Source organism: Sorangium sp. So ce426 (assembly GCF_051475585.1).
Classification (GTDB): Bacteria; Myxococcota_A; Polyangia; order Polyangiales; family Polyangiaceae; genus Sorangium; species Sorangium cellulosum_B.
Genome location: NZ_CP150341.1, coordinates 8811253 through 8827522 on the forward strand (window position 1 = coordinate 8811253; position 16270 = coordinate 8827522).

A 16270-nucleotide genomic window follows, 5' to 3' on the forward strand; every position below is an offset into this window, starting at 1 on the left:
CATCCCGAGAGATTCTCGGAGCGCGATGACGTAAGCATGGAAGCGGACGGAGCGCTTGGGGGAGCGCTGGGAAACCGCCGTCCGGGCTCCCGATGGTGCGCTGCTCGACACAGGTCGACTTCTCAGCGCGCCACCGGCGGCTCTTGTCTCGTGTAGGCAGCAGCTGGGCGCCGTGGCGCGGCGCCCAGCTGCCCGCCTCGAGCGCGCCGCTCCGGCGGCGGCGCGGCGGCTGAAGCGCGGCCGCGCCCTGGCGCAGGGCAGCCAGCGCTCGGCCGCGCGCGGGCGCTCAGCCGCGGAGGATCGACTCGAGCGCGGGCACGATGCGGGCGTAGCGGAACGTGTATCCGAGCTCTTCCGCCCGCCTGGGATAGACGCGCTGCCCGGTGGTGACGATCTCGGCGGCGTCGCCCATGCCCAGCTTCACCACGGCCTCGGGCACGCGGAGCCACGACGGCCGGTGGAGCACCGCGCCGATCGCCTGCGCGACCTCGTCGCCGGTCTGCGCGTACGGCGCGGTCATGTTGAAGGGGCCGCGCACCGCGTCGTTGTCCAGGACGAGCAGGGTCATCCCCACGACGTCGTCGCGGTGGATCCACGAGATGACCTGCTTGCCGTCGCCGACGGGCCCGCCCAGAAAGAACCGGAAGGGGGCGATCATCTTGTCGAGCGCGCCGCCGCCCTCGCCGATCACGACGCCGATGCGCAGCTGCACCGAGCGGACGCCGTGCTGCTCCTCGACGGCGCGGGCCGCCTCTTCCCAGCGGACGACGACGTCGGCGAGGAAGCCCTCGCCGGGCGCCGCGTCCTCGTCGAGCACCTTGTCGCCCGGCTGCGGGCCGTAGTAGCCCACGGCGGACGCGCAGAGGAACGCGCCGGGCTTGCGCCTGGCCTTGCCGATCGCCTCGCCCATGAGGCGGGTCGTGTCGACGCGGCTCCTCAGGATCTCGCGCCGCGCCTCCTCGGTCCACCGCTTGACGATGGTCTCGCCCGCGAGGTGGACGACCGCGTCCACCCCGTCGACCTCCTCGAACCACGGCCCCGGGGCGTCCGAGCTCCACGACACGACGCGCGCCCCGGGCAGCGCCGCCTGCGTCCGCGCCACGTCGCGCGTCAGCACCGTCACCCGATCACCCCGCGCGAGCAGATCCTTCACGAGACCGCGCCCGATAAACCCGCTGCCGCCAGTGACAAGAACCGTCTTCACGCGATCTATCTATCACGGCTCGGACGGAGGCGGGGCTCCCCTTCGAGCGCCGCCCGGGGAGCGCTCGGACGGCCTGCAGCTGTCCAGTCGTGACGCCGAGCGCTGGAGACGGTAAGACGCGGGACGTGATGGATGACCTAGAGACCTTCAAGAAGCTTCCTCTCGGCGGCCTCGATCGCCGCGCGCTCGTGGGCTCGCTGGCCGAGCACGGCGCGCGCGTGGCGACCGAGCAGCTCGCGGCGCACCGCGCCCGTATCCGCCCGGCGGGCGCGCGCATCGCCCCGGACACGGCGGTGCTGATCCTGGGCGGCTCGAACGGCATGACCCGGGCGCTCGCCCTGCAGCTGCTCTTCGGGGAGCGCGCCGCGGTCTTCGCCGTGCACTTCGACAGCGAGAAGATGCAGATCGGCCCGCACCACGTGAAGGCGATCTCGGACGCGGCGGCGGCCGAGGGGCTCACCGCGCGCTTCTGGAACAACGACGCCACGAGGCCGCAGGTGATCGACGAGGTCGTCGCCGCGCTGAAGGAGCGGTATCGGGCGGTGCACCTCGTGAACGGCATCGCGGCCGGCGCGATGAAGCGGTACGCGGAGCACGGGCCGACCAAGGTGAAGGACCTCGACGTCGCGTTCGATCCGGTGCTCCAGATCCCTGATTTCTCGCGCCCGGAGAACATCCGCAAGCTCGGCCTCGTCGAGGTGGACGTCGCGAACGAGGCGGACATCGAGCGGACCAACAAGTTCATGGGCACGTCGTCGCTCCTGTGGGTCGAGCCGCTCGCCGCGGCGGGGCTCATCGCGAAGGGCGAGAGCGTGGTGTCCTTCTGCGACTACGACTACCCGAGCGACGATCCCGTCTACGCGATGGGCCCGCTCGCCGGCGCGAAGATCCTCCAGCGCAAGACGATGGCGGAGATCCGGGAGCGCTTCGGGGCGAAGACGGCGCGCATCTGCTATCCGGCCCTGGCCACGACGGCGCTCGGGGCGATCCCCGGCGGGCTGCTGATGTACGGGCTCAGCACGCAGATCTTGAAGGAGCGCGGGCAGTTCAAGGACGTCATCGATCTCGCGGGCGAGACGATGGAGATCTGGCGTCCGAGCTGGGACGGGAGCGATCTGCGGGTGGACGCGGCCTACCAGGCGTGTCTGCCGGAGTTCAACAAGCGCAAGGAGCAGATCGGTCCGAAGGACGTCCCCGGCGCGTTCCGGCAGCTGTTCGCGTGAGCCCTCGCGCGCGGGGCCTCGGCTCCGCGCGCCGCGCTTCCGCGCTTCACCGCCGGCCGCGCTGCGCGCTCGGCCGGCGGACCGCTCTACCCTTCAGCCTTCAGCCCGCGCGACCTCGGGCTCGAGCCGGGCGACTTGGACCTTGTCGGACATCCGGATGATCCCGACCCAGGCAAGCACGCGGATGACCTGATACGCCGGGTCGATCTCGTACCACCGCACCGCGAAGTTCGGGCTCATCGCGTACTTGTGGTGGTTGTTCTGGAAGAGCTCGCCGAGCGTCACGAGATCGAGGGCCAGCGTGTTGCGGGAGTCGTCGTCGCTGTTGAAGTTGCGGTAGCCGTAGCGGTGGCCGCACCAGTTCACGATCGCCCCGTGCAGCGGGCCCATGGTCCAGTGGAGCGGGAGGAACAGGAACTGCCACCAGTGCGAGGCGAAGGCCACGTAGAAGAGCACGTAGCCGGTGCCCCACGCGAGCCGGCCGATCCACGCGTTGCCGATGCGATCGAGCGTGGGCCACTCGGGGTAGCCGCCGAGGAAGCGCGGCTCCACGTCGGCCGTGCGGTCGTAGATCGCGTCGTAGCGGTGCGCGGTGTCCAGCATCATCCGGACGACATTCGAGTAGTACCGCGGCGAGTGCGGATCCTTCGGCGTGTCGCTGTACGCGTGGTGCATGCGGTGCAAGATCGCGTAAACCCAGGGCACGAGGTACGACGAGCCCTGCGTGAGGTACGTGAGGAAGTGGAAAATCCGCTCCCATGGCTTCGACATCGTGAACATCCGATGCGAGGCGTACCGGTGCAGGAAGAAGGTCTGGAAAAAGACCGAGAGCGTAGAGTGGGCGATGAGGACGATCGCGATCTCCATGTTCGCTTCCTAACCCGGGGCCACGCGGCAGGGGGTCAGCTCACGGTCACGATTCCGTAACGGGCCCCGGGTCCGCGCGGCCTCTGGGCGCCTCTATCTTCGCGAGATTCCGCGGGAATCCCCGTGATTGTCCGTGATAAACCGAGTCCGTTCATGGTAACAGCGGTGTCGTGAAGGCCGTGATCATCGGTGCGGGCCGGGGCAGCCGGCTGCGTCACCTGACCGAAGAGCTGCCGAAGACGCTGGTCCCGATCCTCGGGCGCCCGATGCTCGACGGCATCCTCGAGGCGCTCGCCGCGGGCGGCTTCCGGCGGTCGGATATCGTGTTCGTCTGCGGCTACAAGGCCGACGTCATCCGGGCCGCCTACCCGGATCTGACGTACGTCGAGAACCGCGACTGGGAGCAGAACAACATCCTTCTCTCGCTCCTCTGCGCGCGCGAGCACCTCGAGGGCGGCTTCGTCTCGACGTACGCCGACATCGTCTACCGGCCCGAGATCGTGGCGGGGCTGGTCCGCTCTCCGCACGACATCGCGCTCGCCTGCGACACGGACTGGCGGCGCCGCTACGTGGGCCGCTCGCAGCACCCCGAGACCGACGCCGAGAAGCTCCGCGCCGGCGGCGCCGGGGGGGATCGCGTCCTCCAGATCTCGCGCCGCATCCCTCCGGAGGCCGCGACCGGCGAGTTCATCGGGGTGATGAAGCTCTCGGCGCGGGGCGCCGGGCAGTTCCTGGCCGCCTTCGACGCCGCGCGCGACGCCTTCTCGGAGCGGCCGGAGTTCCGCGAGGGCCGCTCGTTCCAGCGGGCCTACCTCATCGATCTGCTAGAGCACATGATCGAGTCCGGCGCCGACCTCCGCAAGCTCGACACCCACGGCGGCTACATGGAGATCGACACCCTGGAAGACGCGTCGATGGCCGACGCGTGGTGGCGCGGCGCGCCCTGAGGCGCTGATCCGTTCTAGAGGGCGTCGGCGAAGGTCGCCCCCTGGGCGAGGAGCCCGGGGAGACCGCCTGTGTGCAGGAACAGCACCCGCTTGCCCGAGAGCTCGCCTCGCTCGGCCAGGTCCCAGAGCCCGGAGAACGCCTTGCCGGTGTACACGGGGTCGAGGACGAGGCCCGACAGCCGCGCCACCTGGAGGATCCGCGCGCGCTGCTCCGGCGTGGACACCCCGTAGGCGGGGCCCTTCGCCGCGTCGTCGATCACGAGGTGGGCGGGCGAGCCGAGGCGCGGCTCGAGCGCGCGCGCGTCGTCCATGATCCCGACGACGATCCGCGCGAACGTCGCCCTGTCCTCGCAGACCGCCATCGCGCGCACCTCACCGGCGACCTCGTAGCGGGCCGCGCCGAGCGCCGTGCCCGCCGCCGTCCCGCCGGAGCCGCACGCGTGCACGATGACGTCGAACGGCTTGCCCCCCGCGAGGCCGAGATCGAGCTGCTTCCGGATCTCCTCCATCGCGCGCACGTAGCCGAGCGCGCCGAGGCCGTTCGAGCCGCCCTCGGGGATCACGTACGGCCGGCCGCCCGCCGCGCGGATCTCGGCGGCCGCCTCGGCCATCAGGGCGCCGCGGTCCCTGTACGCCTCGGGCGAGATCAGCCGGATCTCCGCGCCGGCGAGCCGGTCGAGCAGCACGTTGCCCTCGAGCGGCGCGGCCGCCGACGGGTCGCTCGTGCGCAGGAACAGCACCGAGCGCAGGCCGAGCGAGGCGCTCACCAGCGCTGTCGCGCGCGCGTGGTTCGACTGGAGGCCGCCGCAGGTGATCACGCGATCGGCGCCCTCCTCCCGCGCGGCGGCGAGCAGGTACTCGAGCTTGCGGATCTTGTTGCCGGCCTCCGCGCCCGCCGTCATGTCGTCGCGCTTCACGTAGAGGTCGACGCCGAGCGCCTCGGCGAGCCGCTGCGGGCGCTGGATCGGTGTCGGAAGGTGGCTCAGCGCGAGTCGTTTGCGCATCGTTTCTCCCTCTGTCTGCCAGGGGCGCCCGCTGCTGCGCGCGGGCGGGCGGCCCTCCCAACCGCCCTCTAGCACCCTGGGCGGCCCTCGTCTGCTGTGTCGCGCGCGAGCTCGACCGAGGGCCCGGCGCGCCCTGGCCGGCTCAGTGGATCACGCCCAGCTTGAGCGTGAGCAGGTACTGATCGGGGAGCTCGGCGCCCGCGGCGTCGTCGAAGGCGCCGCCCGGGAACAGGACCCCGGCCTCGGTGCCGAACTGGAGGGTGACGAGCCTGCCCATCGCGATGCGCGCGTCGACGCCGAGGTCCAGCTCGACGCCGAGATCGCGGCGGCGGCTGTCGCCGCCGTCGTAGTTGGCCAGGCTGCCGCCCGCCCGCGGGGCGCCGTAAGGATCGACGAGATCCGAGGTCGCCTCGGCGATGACCGCGCCCGCCTTGAGGTCGAGCCAGCGCGCCGGCCGCACGAGGATGCGCGGGTTCACGTAGGCGGCGCCGGGCACGCCTCCCTTGGACGGCAGCGACCTGATGCCTGGCTCGGGGGACGCGGCGAAGAGCTCCCGCTCCGCGATCGTGGCGGCGCGCGCGGTCTTCCAGGCGAGCACCTCGTCGAACAGGAGGAGCCCGACGTTGTGGCTCGGGTCGAAGGTGAAGCGCCGCGAGACGCCGTCCGTCGGGTCGTCGTCGCCCGAGGCGTAGCCGGCCTCGATCTCGGTGACGACGCGCCCCCACCGCCCGCCTGGCCGCCCTCCGCGGCCCGCGACGTGCACCGCGCCGAGCGTCGCCGCGCCGCCGACCGAGCGCACCACCACGGGCGAGCGCCCGAACCCGTGGCCGGAAGGCGGCGGGGGCCCGCTCGGGGCGAACGACGCCGCGCCGAGGATCACCGCGGCCTCGAGCTCGCCGTAGACGTGGGCGCCGCCCCCCGGCACGGGCGCGTTGAATTTGCCTGCCACGTCGAGGATGCCGGCCGTGAGCACCTCGTTGAACCGGGCCGAGCTCGTCTTCGCGCGGCGCTCGCGCGCCTGCCGCCGCATGGCGCCGTAGATCCCGATCTCGCCGTACCGCTCTCGCCAGAGCGCGGACACGACCGCCTGGACGGCGCGATCGCCCTCGCCTTCGTCCTGCCCCTCGACGTCGTTTCCGAGCAGGTCGGCCGCGTTGTCCTCGAACACGAGGTCGGCCGCGACGGTCACGTGGAGCGGCCCGCCCTTCCCCATCGGCGTGGCCGCGAAGAGGACGCGTTCCATGAGCGATCCGCGCTCGTAATCGCCGAAGACGCTCGCGCGCTCGCCGTCGTTGACGACGAGCCCCATCCCCCAGTGCGCGCTCTGCTGGCCCACCCGGACGACGCCGAGCGCCCACGGCAGCTCCAGGTAGAGGGTGCGCGGGTGCATCTCGTACCACGCGAGGGCGGCGCGCGCGTCGCGCACCTGCTCGACGTCACGCGTGGTGTCCCCGGCGATGAGCCCCCGGACGACGTCGATCTGCGCCACGATCGAGGCCTTGTCCTTGAAGTGGAAGCGCGGCGAGAGGCGCAGCCAGTGGGCGATGTACTGGCTCTGCCCGAGCGTCGCCGCGCCCGGCGCCGACAGGGGCGGCGCCCGGAGCGGCAGATCGCTCATGGCGCGGTAGCGGAGCTGGTACTCGCCCTGCAGCGAGAACGTCGACCGGGTGGGATCCGGCGGGGGCGGCGGCTTGCGGCCGGTGTCGAGCACGAGCCGCTCCTCGAAGTCGTCGATGGCCGGAGCGGCCGGCGCGGCCGGAGCGGCTGGCGGAGAGCCTTGCTCGGAGCTCGCCCCCTCGGCGGGCTGAGCGGCGCTCGGCGAGCCTTGGTCGGAGCTCGCTCCTTCGACGGGCTGAGCGGCGCTCGGCGAGGCGAGCGCGACAGCAAACGCAAGGGGGGCGAGGGGGACGAAGGCGAAGCGCATCGGAAGCAAGCAGCCGCTCACCAGCGCCCGGCCGGGAACGCGCGCCCGAAGGATAGGCGGATCGATCCCCGCGGGGCACTGGATTCTTCCGCCAACGGCGAGCAGCTGGCTTTTCGCGGGGCATCCGCCGCTCTAGCGTGCGCCTTCGTGACCCTTTCCACGCCGAGCGACGCCGCTGGTTCTCCTTCTTCGCCGCCTTCGTCACCTCCGTCAGATCCGTCACGTCCGTCACGTCCGTTGCTCCTCGGCCGCCCGCTCTCGCTCGCGGATCTCGAGGGGATCGCGCGGCGCGGTCGTCCGGTGGCGATCTGCGCCGAGGCGCGCGAGCGGGCGGCGGCCTCGCGCCGGGCGATCGACGCGATCGCGGCGGCGGGCGACGCCGCGCCGGCGGTGTACGGGATCAACACAGGCTTCGGCGCGCTCGCGGAGACGCGCATCGCGGATCACGACATCCGGGCGCTCCAGCGCAACCTCGTGCGGAGCCACGCCTGCGGGGTCGGGCCGGAGCTCGGCGAGGCCGAGGTGCGCGCCATGATCGTCCTGCGCGCGCAGGTGATCGCGCTGGGGCACTCGGGGGTGCGCACCGAGGTGCTCGATCTGCTCGCCGCCCTGCTCGAGCGCCGCGTGAGCCCGCGCATCCCGGCGCAGGGCTCGGTCGGCGCGTCGGGCGATCTGGCGCCGCTCGCGCACCTCGCGCTGACGCTCATCGGCGAGGGCGAGGCGCGCTTCGAGGGGCAGCTCCTGCCGAGCGCGGTGGCGCTCGCGAAGGCCGGCCTCGCGCCGATCGAGCTCGCGGCGAAGGAGGGGCTCGCGCTGATCAACGGGACCCAGTACATGACCGCGCTCGGCGCGCTGGCGCTGCGGGACGCGGCCGCGCTCTGCACGGTCGCGGACATCGCCGGCGCGGTGAGCCTCGAGGCGCTGATGGGCTCGAAGCGCCCGTTCGACGAGCGGCTGATGCGCGTCCGCCCGCACCCGGGCCAGGCCGGCACGGCCGGCAACCTGCGCGCGCTGCTCGGGGGCAGCGAGATCATGCAGAGCCACGCGGACTGCCCCAGGGTGCAGGACGCCTACTCGCTCCGCTGCATGCCCCAGGTCCACGGCGCGACGCGCGACGCGGTCGCCTGGGCCGCCGAGGTGCTGACCCGCGAGGTCAACAGCGTCACGGACAACCCCACGGTGTTCCTCGGGGACGGGCCGGATGGCGGCGCCGAGCTAATCTCGGGCGGCAACTTCCACGGGCAGCCGGTCGCGCTCGCCCTGGATCTCGCCGCGATGGCGGCGGCGGAGCTCGCGAACATCAGCGAGCGGCGTGTCGAGCAGCTGGTCAACCCCGCGCTCTCGACCGGGCTCACGCCGTTCCTGGCGCCGCACAGCGGGCTGCACTCGGGGTTCATGATCGCCCAGGTGGCGAGCGCCTCGCTTGTGAGCGAGAACAAGGTGCTCTGCCACCCGGCGAGCGTCGACTCGATCCCGTCGAGCGCCGGCCGCGAGGACCACGTGAGCATGGGCAGCATCAGCGCCCGGAAGCTCGCGCAGGTGATCGAGAACGTCCGGAGCTCGCTGGCGATCGAGCTCATCACGGCGGCCCAGGGCGTGGACCAGCGGCTCCCGCTCCGCCCCAGCGCGGGCGTCGCCGCCGCCCACGCCGCCATCCGCCGCGTGGTGCCCCGGCTCACCGAGGACCGCCCCCTCTACCGCGACATCGCGGCGGCCGCGGAGCTCATCCAGAGCGGGGCGCTCCTCGCCGCGGTGGAGGAGGCGGTGGGGCCGCTCAACTGATTATTTCTGTTACTAAAGTTACATCTGAGACGATTTAGAGGAAATCTTACGCGAGATAAGGGAATGCGATCGGTCCATCGCGGGGCGAGTTGCTGTACATTGGCTCAGTGCCGATTCCGGTCAGCGTCCCGCCGTTTCCCTTCGATGCCGTGCGGGATCTGCTCGGGGTGGTGCGGACGATCTACGCGGCGGCGAAGGAGGGGGGCTCGTCGCGGGAGGAGCTCGCTCGCATCGCGCAGGTGGGCAAGGAGCTGAGCCGGGCGCTGGATCTGGCCGGGTCGCCCCAGCAGGGGGCGTCGGGGCTGTCGGCGGCGTGGAAGGTGGCGGACAGGGCGATGCTCCAGGTGAACGACCTGGTGGATCCGCTGACGCCGGCGGCGCCGCTGCTGATGGCGGCGCGGAGCCGGGTGACCGGGAGCCGGCTGACGCTGCGGAGCAAGCCGCAGGGGCGGTAGGCGGGGGCGGTAGGCGATGGGCGGTGGCGGTAGGCGGCCAGCCCCCTCAGTGGCCTATTGGCCTACTGTAGGGCTGGAATCGTCAGCTGCGACCGAAGAACCTGCGGCCACGCGACCGCTCGGCGTCGCGCCGGATGCCCTGCATCACCACGCGGATGAGCTCACGGTTGTAGGCGCGCCTGTCGTGGCGCTTGTGCTCGGGCAGCTTGACGCCCAGAGCGTGTGCGAGACGTTCTACGTTCTCTACCTTCGCCTCACGCAAACAGTCGATGTCCAGATCCATGGAGTGGCGCTCCCATTACTCGAATCCACTCGGCTTGTCGAGCCCAGAGGAGCGGAGACGAGCGGGGTCTTGTCTTTCATCGCACTGCCATAGGGTTCCATCAGCCCGTGACGGGCGCGCGGCGTTCAGGGCAGGCCGGCGCGGCGAGCATCGGACCGTGTGAGCCGACATGGCCGGAGCGCAGCGGGTGTAGCCGCCGTGGTCCTGGCCGACTGTCCCAGGCAGGAGAAGGGCGCCTCGGAGCACGGGCAGACGACGCCACGCCGCGGGAAAACCTCCCGCCGGCCTCCGGGTTGAGTTTCAACTCTCCGGGGAGGCTCTCGACAGCCTCCGGGTTGAGTTTCAACTCTCCGGGGAGGCTCTCGACAGCCTCCGGGTTGAGTTTCAACTCTCCGGGGAGGCTCTCGACAGCCCTAGAACGTAATTTAGATCACGGAATGCGCAACAATACGGCCGGCCATAGGTCCGCGAACGGTCGGAGACGACGGGATAGTCCGGCTCAAAAGCAAAAATCCAACAAAGAGAGAACGGGGCAACATGCCGGCGGAGTCTGCCAGCGGGTGCAGAGGGCGCGTGCGGACCGGTCTATCGCCCAGGTCTGCCGAGCAGCCCCTTCTGGCCGGGCCCTCCTCGCAACGAGCTGCTCAGGCACGACCGCTGCTCTCGCCGGAGAGCATGACCCCGCCGACGAGCACCTCCCCCGCCTGGTAGCCCCGCCCGGACTCGAACCGGGACGCCCGCGAGGGCCGCGGATTTTAAATCCACCGCGTCTGCCATTTCGCCACGGGGCCAAGATTTTGATACTACTCTGATTTTTACTTTTGGGAGCCCACGCTCGCCTTCGTCTGCGCCGTTTCCGGCGAGCCCGGGGATCGCCTGGGCAAGGGAAGCTAGCTCGCCAAGGCCCAGCTCTGCAAACGTCCTGGCGGCTCGGCGGCATCTCTGGATCATCACGCTCGATCGATGGCCGGTTCTGTCGGCCCGCAGGTCTCGCTCCGGCCGTTCGCCGGGGCGACCAAGCTTCGGGAGGAAGCCACGGGGGAGCGGGTTCGTCGCGACGAGACGGCAGAGGAAGACGGCCATCGCCATGAGCCGGTGGAGAAGCCGCGCGATGGGACGGCGCGACGCGGGGGACATCGGCGGGAGCGCGCGCATGACGCGCTCCGCGTCGTCGAGCGTGAAGGCCGCGACAGGGACGCGGCCGGCGATGGGGTAGATGTGGCGGTCGAACCGGTAGACGTCCTGCTCCACGCTGCGCTTCGGCTCGACGTGGTCGGGGTACATGCGCGCGAGCTCGCCCGAGGTCCAGAGCTCGCCGAACTGCCGGAGGGTGACCTGCTTCGGTACCGAGCTGCCGCCGGGGACGAGCTTCGCTTGTACGCCGCCTTTGCAGACGACCTCGACCGCCTCGATGACGTCGCGGAGCGCCCTGCCCTCACGTACCACAGCACGTTCGAGCAGCGCGACGAGCGCGTCGCGCGTGACGTTGCGCGAGGCGCGCAGCCGCGCGGCCAGGTCGGCGCCGAGCTCCTTGCGCTGCTCGGCCTGCTCCGTGGTCAGCTTCGGATCGAGCGGAAAGCTCTCGCGGTCGTTGTCGCCGGCGAGGACGCGGACGTAGAGCTTTCCCCAGGCGCTGCGGAACAGCGTGCCGGTAGGCGAGCGGGGCATGGCAGCCCTCTTCTACCGCGATCACCGCGATCACCGCGATTCGCGACCACGCTCACGCCTGGGAAAGCGCCATGAAAGGAGCCGGGGAACGCCACGCGCTCGCGCCCCAACCCCTCATCGTCCGAAGGAGAGAGTCATGGCCATTCGAAATACGGTCGTCGGTTTTCCATCGGTGTCCCTCGTTTCCACGGCGCTCGCGTGCACGTCCAAGGATGCGTCCAAGTCCGACGGCGTCAGGACGACGATCTCCACGCGATCTTCGCGTACCTGAAGAGCGTGCCCGCGGTGAAGAACGCGGTCCCCGCGCCCAACGTGCCGGCAGCGGCGATGCGCGCGTTCGAAGACGGCTACGCGAAGGTGCAGACGAAAGGACGCGACTGCCAGCGCTGCCGAGGAGCGGGCCACCGAAGCGTTCCTGCTCGTGGGGACTGAGCACAGCCCCGCTCCGCGTCCGCCGCGCCTCGCCCGCGCCCGCGCCCGCGCCCGCGCCCGCGCGTGAATGTAGCCATCACCGCGGGTGACTTGCTAAGCTCGCGGCGTGCCGGAGCAGGTGCGAGTCGTCCTGTGCATGAACGTGAAGAACGAGGCGCGCATCATCGAGCGCTGCCTCGACAGTGTGCTCCCCATCGTCGACGGCTGGGCCATCAGCGATACCGGCTCGACCGACGCGACGGTGCAGTTCGTGACTGCCGCCGCCGAGCGCTGGGGGAAGCCGGGCAAGCTCGTGCGGCACGCGTGGCGCAACTTCGGCTTCAACCGCACGCTCTCGGCGCGCGAGGCGCGTGCCTGGGTGGAGGAGCGCGGCTGGCCCCGGGAGCGCACCTATCTGCTCTTCCTCGACGCGGACATGGTGCTCGAGGCATCCCCTCAGTTCGACAAGCAGAAGCTCGACGCGACGTACTATCAGGTCGTGCAAGACACAGGCGCGCTCTCGTACCTGAATACGAGGCTCGCCTGCTTGTCGCACGACTGGCAGGCCGTGGGCGCGACGCACGAATACTGGCAGGCACCGGGCGAGGGGCGGGGCGAGCGGCTCGATACGCTCTTCATCCACGATCTGGGGGATGGCGGGAGCAAAGGCGACAAATTGATACGCGATTATCGATTGCTCAAGCAGGAGGTGGCACGCGATCCCAAAAACCCGCGCCATGTGTTCTATCTCGCGCAGACGTGCTTCGACGGCGGCCGCTTCGCGGAGGCCGCCGAGCTCTACGCGCGCCGCTGGGCGATGGGCGGCTGGGAGGAAGAGCGCTGGTACGCGCGTTACAAACAGGGCCTCTCGCTCTTGCGCCTCGGCGATTCGCAGCGCGCCTCGGGTCTTCTGCTGGAGGCGTTCGACGTGCGCCCCACGCGCGCCGAGCCGCTCTGGGCGCTCGCGCGCCACCAGCGGGAGCGCAGCCTCAACCACGCGGCGCTCTTGTTCGCGGAGAGGGCGCTCGAGATCCCCTTCCCGTCGGAGGACGTGCTCTTCATCGAGAAGGCGGTCTACGAGTGGCAGATCTGGGAAGAGATCATGATCAGCGCCTGGTACGTGCGCGGCCGCTGCGAGCTCGGCTTCGCCGCGTGCGAGCGGCTGTTCCTGCGCCGCGGCCACGACGACGAGTTCTACAACTACGTCGCCTCCAACGAGTCGTTCTATCACTCTCCCCTCCCCCGCCTGCGCTCGGGAGCGTTCGACCTGGACCCCGCGGTGCTACGCGCGGGAGGCATCGACTACAAGGGCACGAATCCCACCGTCGTGAAGATCGACGATCGGGTGCTCGTCAACGTTCGCCTGGTCAACTACGACCAGGATCGCGGCCAGTGCTACACGCCGGCGGGGGATGACGTTTTCCGGACGCGCAACTGCACGGTCGAGTGGGACGCGCCGTCGGGGCGCGCCTTCGCCGCGCGCGAGAGCCGAGGCGCGCCCGCGACCTGGCCGACGGCCACGAACAAGCTCGGCCTCGAGGACATGCGGTGGACGCGGCACGACGGCCGAGTCTGGTTCACCGCCACCTGCTACCAGGCGCCCGACGCCGTCGATCAGTGCCGCGTGGTGCTCGGCCGCATGAGCGAGGAGCTCGACGCCGTCGAGCACCTGGTGCTCCTGCGACGCGACGTCTTGCGCCCGCAGGAGAAGAACTGGCTCCCTTGGTCGCGGGACGGCGAGCTCTTCGTCATCTATGCATACGATCCGTTCGAGGTACGCCGGGTGGACGCGGCGACGGGCGAGACGGTGATCGCGCACTCGAGCACGCCGTCGTTTCGCGCGGCGGGCTTCCGCGGCTCCGCCCCGCCGCTGCCGATCCCAGGGCGCGCGGGGCGCTGGCTCTTGATGACGCACGAGGTCGCCTATCGACCGCAAGGCAACGCATACGCCCACCGCTTCGTCGAGGTGGACGAGCGCGATGGCATCGTCGCGGCAAGCCGGCCATTCCATTTCGATCACGTCGGCATCGAGTACGCGGTGGGCCTCTGCGACCTCGGCGACGGCAAGCTGCTCGTAACCTACGGCTACGAAGACCGCGAGGCGCGCTGGCTCGAGCTCGAATGGCGCGAGGCGCTCGATTCGCTGCGGCTCAGCCCCGGTTGACAAAAGATCGGGCGGAGAGCATCCTCGCTGCCCTCATGACGGCGATCGAGGCGGAGGAAGGGTATCGCCTGCTCGTGCGATCGATCGGCACCGCGGACGCCTCGGTGATCTCCTCGCTGCGGCCGCTCGGCCGCGGGAGCGACGCCGAGCTCGCCGCGCTCCTCTTTCGCGCCCCCTCCGAGCTGCTCGCCAACGTCACTCGCGAGACGGGCTCGAAGCTCGTCGAGGTGCTGCGCGGCACCGGCGTCGACGTCGACCTCGTGCCGATGGGGGAGCCGTTCGACGCAGGCGTCGGCGATCTGGAGGTCGCGATCGCGATCAAGCGCTTCGACAACGTGCTCGGAATCATCGAGGCGGGCGCGCGCGTGCTCGGCGTCGATCTCGAAACGGCAAAGCGGATGGTGTGCGGGATCCCGGCGGTGCTGATCGGCGGCGTCTCGCTCGCCACCGTCGCCGCGCTCGAGCGGCGCTTCGCCCCGCTCGGGGCCGAGGTCGACGTATCGCGAGTCGCCTCGGCGGCGTTCGACGTCGCGGCCGAGGCGGGCGACGACGCGACCAGCAGGATCCTCGCCGAGGTGCTCCCGGGCGCGACGAGCGCGAGCGTCTCCGGCGCCAGCGGCCACTTCCTCGCCGCGGGCCTCACCGCCGAGGCCGCACAGAAGCTGTGGAGCGAGCTGTCGCGTACGGCCGCGAAGGTGCGCATCTTGAACCGCGATCTCCAGCGCTTCGACGTCAAGCTCGTGGCCGCACCAGAGACCCCCGCGATGATCGAGCTCCTCGTCTCGACGACCGGCCTGAAAGAGGCGACCGCGGCCAAGGCGCTCAAGAGGCTCCCTTTCGTGCTCGCCGAGAACGTGCGTGCGCCGCGGATGGTCGAGCTGCTCGAGGCCGCTCACGCGCGCGGAGGCCGCGCGACTGGCACGCTGCTCTCGCTCATGAGCTTCGGCCTCGCGCTCAAGCCCGGCGGCGAGAGGGGCGCGGCGCGCGCGTGGGTCGAGGCGATCGCCGGCAAGTCCTCCGCCGCCGAGTTCGAGAAGCCCGATTGCGCCGCGCTGCGGGGGCCATTGACCAAGACGCAGGCACGCTGGCTGCAGCACGAGCTGCGCAGGTACGGCGTCTCCAGCCACCTCGTCGAGCGATGACGCCCGTCCCCGCGAGAGAGCACCTGACGATCGCGGAGGCGGGCAAGCAGGCCGCGCTGCGGCAGGATTACCCGACCGCGCTCCGCCACTACCGAGAAGCGATGCGTCTCGCCGTGAGCTCCGGCGCACCCGAGGTGTTCTTCCGCCATTACCTCGAGGCGACGATGGAATCGCTCGAGTTGATGGGCGCCCACGACAGCGTCCTCGACTACTGCGAGCGCGCCATCGAGCACTATCGATCGCACCCCCCGGCGCACCCGGTGGCGTGGCTCGATCTCGCGTCGGTGCATCAGCGCAAGGCGGCAGTGCTCCTCAAGCTCGGGGAGACGGGGCCGGCGCGGTCCGCGCTCGAGCTCGCCGTCGCGACGGCCGCGCGCGCGCCCGCGAAGTTGCCGCTCTCGGAGCGGCTGCTCGACTGGCTCAAGCGCGGGCTCACGATCAGCGCCGAGCGGGTGCTTGACGAGCAACGCCGCTTGCGATATTTCTCCGTAAGGCGCGACACCGTCCAGGACGGTCCTTTACCACCGAAGCCCTGAGGGTATCGAGAGGCACATCATGCCCGACACGCAGCTCGGCCAAGCACTGCTCGATGTCCCGATGGACCAGATCGTCGAGCGCATGGGGCGCGCCATCGCCATTGCCCAGCGCTCGCTCGACGAGATGAGCATCCAGACGGCGATGGAGCTCGGCATGAGCACGCTCGACCTGACCAACGCAGGGGGAGCGGTCGTTACCCGATCGCTGCTCGAGCTCGGGTTCCTGCCGACGTTCTATCACTTCACCGAGACCACCATCGAGGTCTCGGTGGCGTTGTCGATACGCACGAGCGAGACCTTTCACGTCGGTGCCACGTTGAGCGTGAGCAACACCTCCACGAGCGGCACCGGCGCGACAGGCACGAGCACGAGCTCGCTGACGGGCACCGGCGCCGCGGGGCCCACCGGGCCTTCGGGCGGCAGCTCCGGGCTCCCCGCGAACGCGGCGCCGCTCGGCACGCAGATCCTCAGCACCGCAGCGTCGTCCGCGAGCTCGACGATGTTCGGCCTCACGCTCAGCGCGGACTACACACGCCGCTACGATTTCGATAGCAGCGCAGCCTCCAAGGTGACGACCAAGATGGTGGCCGTGCCGGCGCCGCCCGCATTTCTCGAGGCGCTTCGCACGAACTTCGGCATCGGCTCGGGACCGTAGCGCGC

14 protein-coding genes and 1 tRNA gene are annotated in these 16270 nt (G+C 70.7%); 9 read left to right on the plus strand and 6 right to left on the minus strand.

Features of this window, described 5'->3' with window-relative positions; translation table 11 throughout:
* Positions 1–286 precede the first annotated feature (286 nt).
* Positions 287–1204, minus strand: a complete 918-nt coding sequence (locus WMF44_RS32745; RefSeq protein ID WP_437293977.1) for a TIGR01777 family oxidoreductase — start codon at positions 1202–1204, stop codon at positions 287–289.
* A gap of 128 nt (positions 1205–1332) precedes the next feature.
* Here WMF44_RS32745 and WMF44_RS32750 point away from each other — a divergent pair, with 128 nt between their 5' ends.
* Positions 1333–2427: a hypothetical protein gene (locus tag WMF44_RS32750; RefSeq protein ID WP_437293978.1), complete on the plus strand. Its 1095-nt coding sequence runs from the start codon at positions 1333–1335 to the stop codon at positions 2425–2427.
* Between the two features lie 93 nt (positions 2428–2520).
* Here the strand turns inward: WMF44_RS32750 and WMF44_RS32755 are convergent, their stop codons facing one another.
* Positions 2521–3294 carry an acyl-CoA desaturase gene (locus tag WMF44_RS32755; RefSeq protein WP_437293979.1) on the minus strand — a complete coding sequence of 258 codons (774 nt, stop codon included), beginning with the start codon at positions 3292–3294 and terminating at the stop codon, positions 2521–2523.
* 170 nt (positions 3295–3464) lie between these two features.
* Here WMF44_RS32755 and WMF44_RS32760 point away from each other — a divergent pair, with 170 nt between their 5' ends.
* Positions 3465–4241, plus strand: coding sequence for an NTP transferase domain-containing protein (locus WMF44_RS32760; protein WP_437293980.1), 777 nt, complete (start codon positions 3465–3467; stop codon positions 4239–4241).
* 14 nt (positions 4242–4255) lie between these two features.
* Here WMF44_RS32760 and WMF44_RS32765 read toward each other — a convergent pair whose 3' ends face one another.
* Positions 4256–5245 (minus strand): D-cysteine desulfhydrase family protein, encoded by a 990-nt coding sequence (locus tag WMF44_RS32765; RefSeq protein ID WP_437293981.1) that lies wholly within the window; start codon positions 5243–5245, stop codon positions 4256–4258.
* Positions 5246–5387: 142 nt separating this feature from the next.
* Positions 5388–7169, minus strand: a complete 1782-nt coding sequence (locus WMF44_RS32770) for a hypothetical protein (RefSeq protein ID WP_437293982.1) — start codon at positions 7167–7169, stop codon at positions 5388–5390.
* A 237-nt stretch (positions 7170–7406) separates the two neighbouring features.
* Here WMF44_RS32770 and hutH point away from each other — a divergent pair, with 237 nt between their 5' ends.
* Together hutH and WMF44_RS32780 are read left to right on the plus strand one after the other, a co-directional pair.
* Positions 7407–8951, plus strand: a complete 1545-nt coding sequence (gene hutH, locus WMF44_RS32775; RefSeq protein WP_437293983.1) for a histidine ammonia-lyase — start codon at positions 7407–7409, stop codon at positions 8949–8951.
* A 107-nt stretch (positions 8952–9058) separates the two neighbouring features.
* Positions 9059–9406: a hypothetical protein gene (locus tag WMF44_RS32780; RefSeq protein ID WP_231864341.1), complete on the plus strand. Its 348-nt coding sequence runs from the start codon at positions 9059–9061 to the stop codon at positions 9404–9406.
* An 82-nt stretch (positions 9407–9488) separates the two neighbouring features.
* Here WMF44_RS32780 and WMF44_RS32785 read toward each other — a convergent pair whose 3' ends face one another.
* Together WMF44_RS32785 and WMF44_RS32790 are read right to left on the minus strand one after the other, a co-directional pair.
* Positions 9489–9689, minus strand: coding sequence for a hypothetical protein (locus WMF44_RS32785; protein ID WP_272095040.1), 201 nt, complete (start codon positions 9687–9689; stop codon positions 9489–9491).
* A gap of 705 nt (positions 9690–10394) precedes the next feature.
* A tRNA-Leu gene (locus WMF44_RS32790) sits at positions 10395–10480 on the minus strand.
* Between the two features lie 172 nt (positions 10481–10652).
* On the opposite strand from WMF44_RS32790, the gene WMF44_RS32795 reads away from it, so the two are divergent.
* From WMF44_RS32795 to WMF44_RS32815, 5 genes are all read left to right on the plus strand, one after another.
* Positions 10653–11432 carry a hypothetical protein gene (locus tag WMF44_RS32795; RefSeq protein ID WP_437293984.1) on the plus strand — a complete coding sequence of 260 codons (780 nt, stop codon included), beginning with the start codon at positions 10653–10655 and terminating at the stop codon, positions 11430–11432.
* 493 nt (positions 11433–11925) lie between these two features.
* Positions 11926–13932, plus strand: a complete 2007-nt coding sequence (locus WMF44_RS32800; RefSeq protein WP_437293985.1) for a tetratricopeptide repeat protein — start codon at positions 11926–11928, stop codon at positions 13930–13932.
* Positions 13933–13967: 35 nt separating this feature from the next.
* Positions 13968–15074: a hypothetical protein gene (locus tag WMF44_RS32805; RefSeq protein ID WP_437293986.1), complete on the plus strand. Its 1107-nt coding sequence runs from the start codon at positions 13968–13970 to the stop codon at positions 15072–15074.
* Positions 15071–15610 carry a peptidylprolyl isomerase gene (locus WMF44_RS32810; protein WP_437293987.1) on the plus strand — a complete coding sequence of 180 codons (540 nt, stop codon included), beginning with the start codon at positions 15071–15073 and terminating at the stop codon, positions 15608–15610. Before WMF44_RS32805 ends, WMF44_RS32810 begins: the two co-directional genes overlap by 4 nt.
* 19 nt (positions 15611–15629) lie before the next feature.
* On the plus strand, positions 15630–16265 hold the full coding sequence (locus WMF44_RS32815; RefSeq protein ID WP_437293988.1) for a hypothetical protein: 636 nt from the start codon (positions 15630–15632) through the stop codon (positions 16263–16265).
* Positions 16266–16270: the final 5 nt, after the last annotated feature.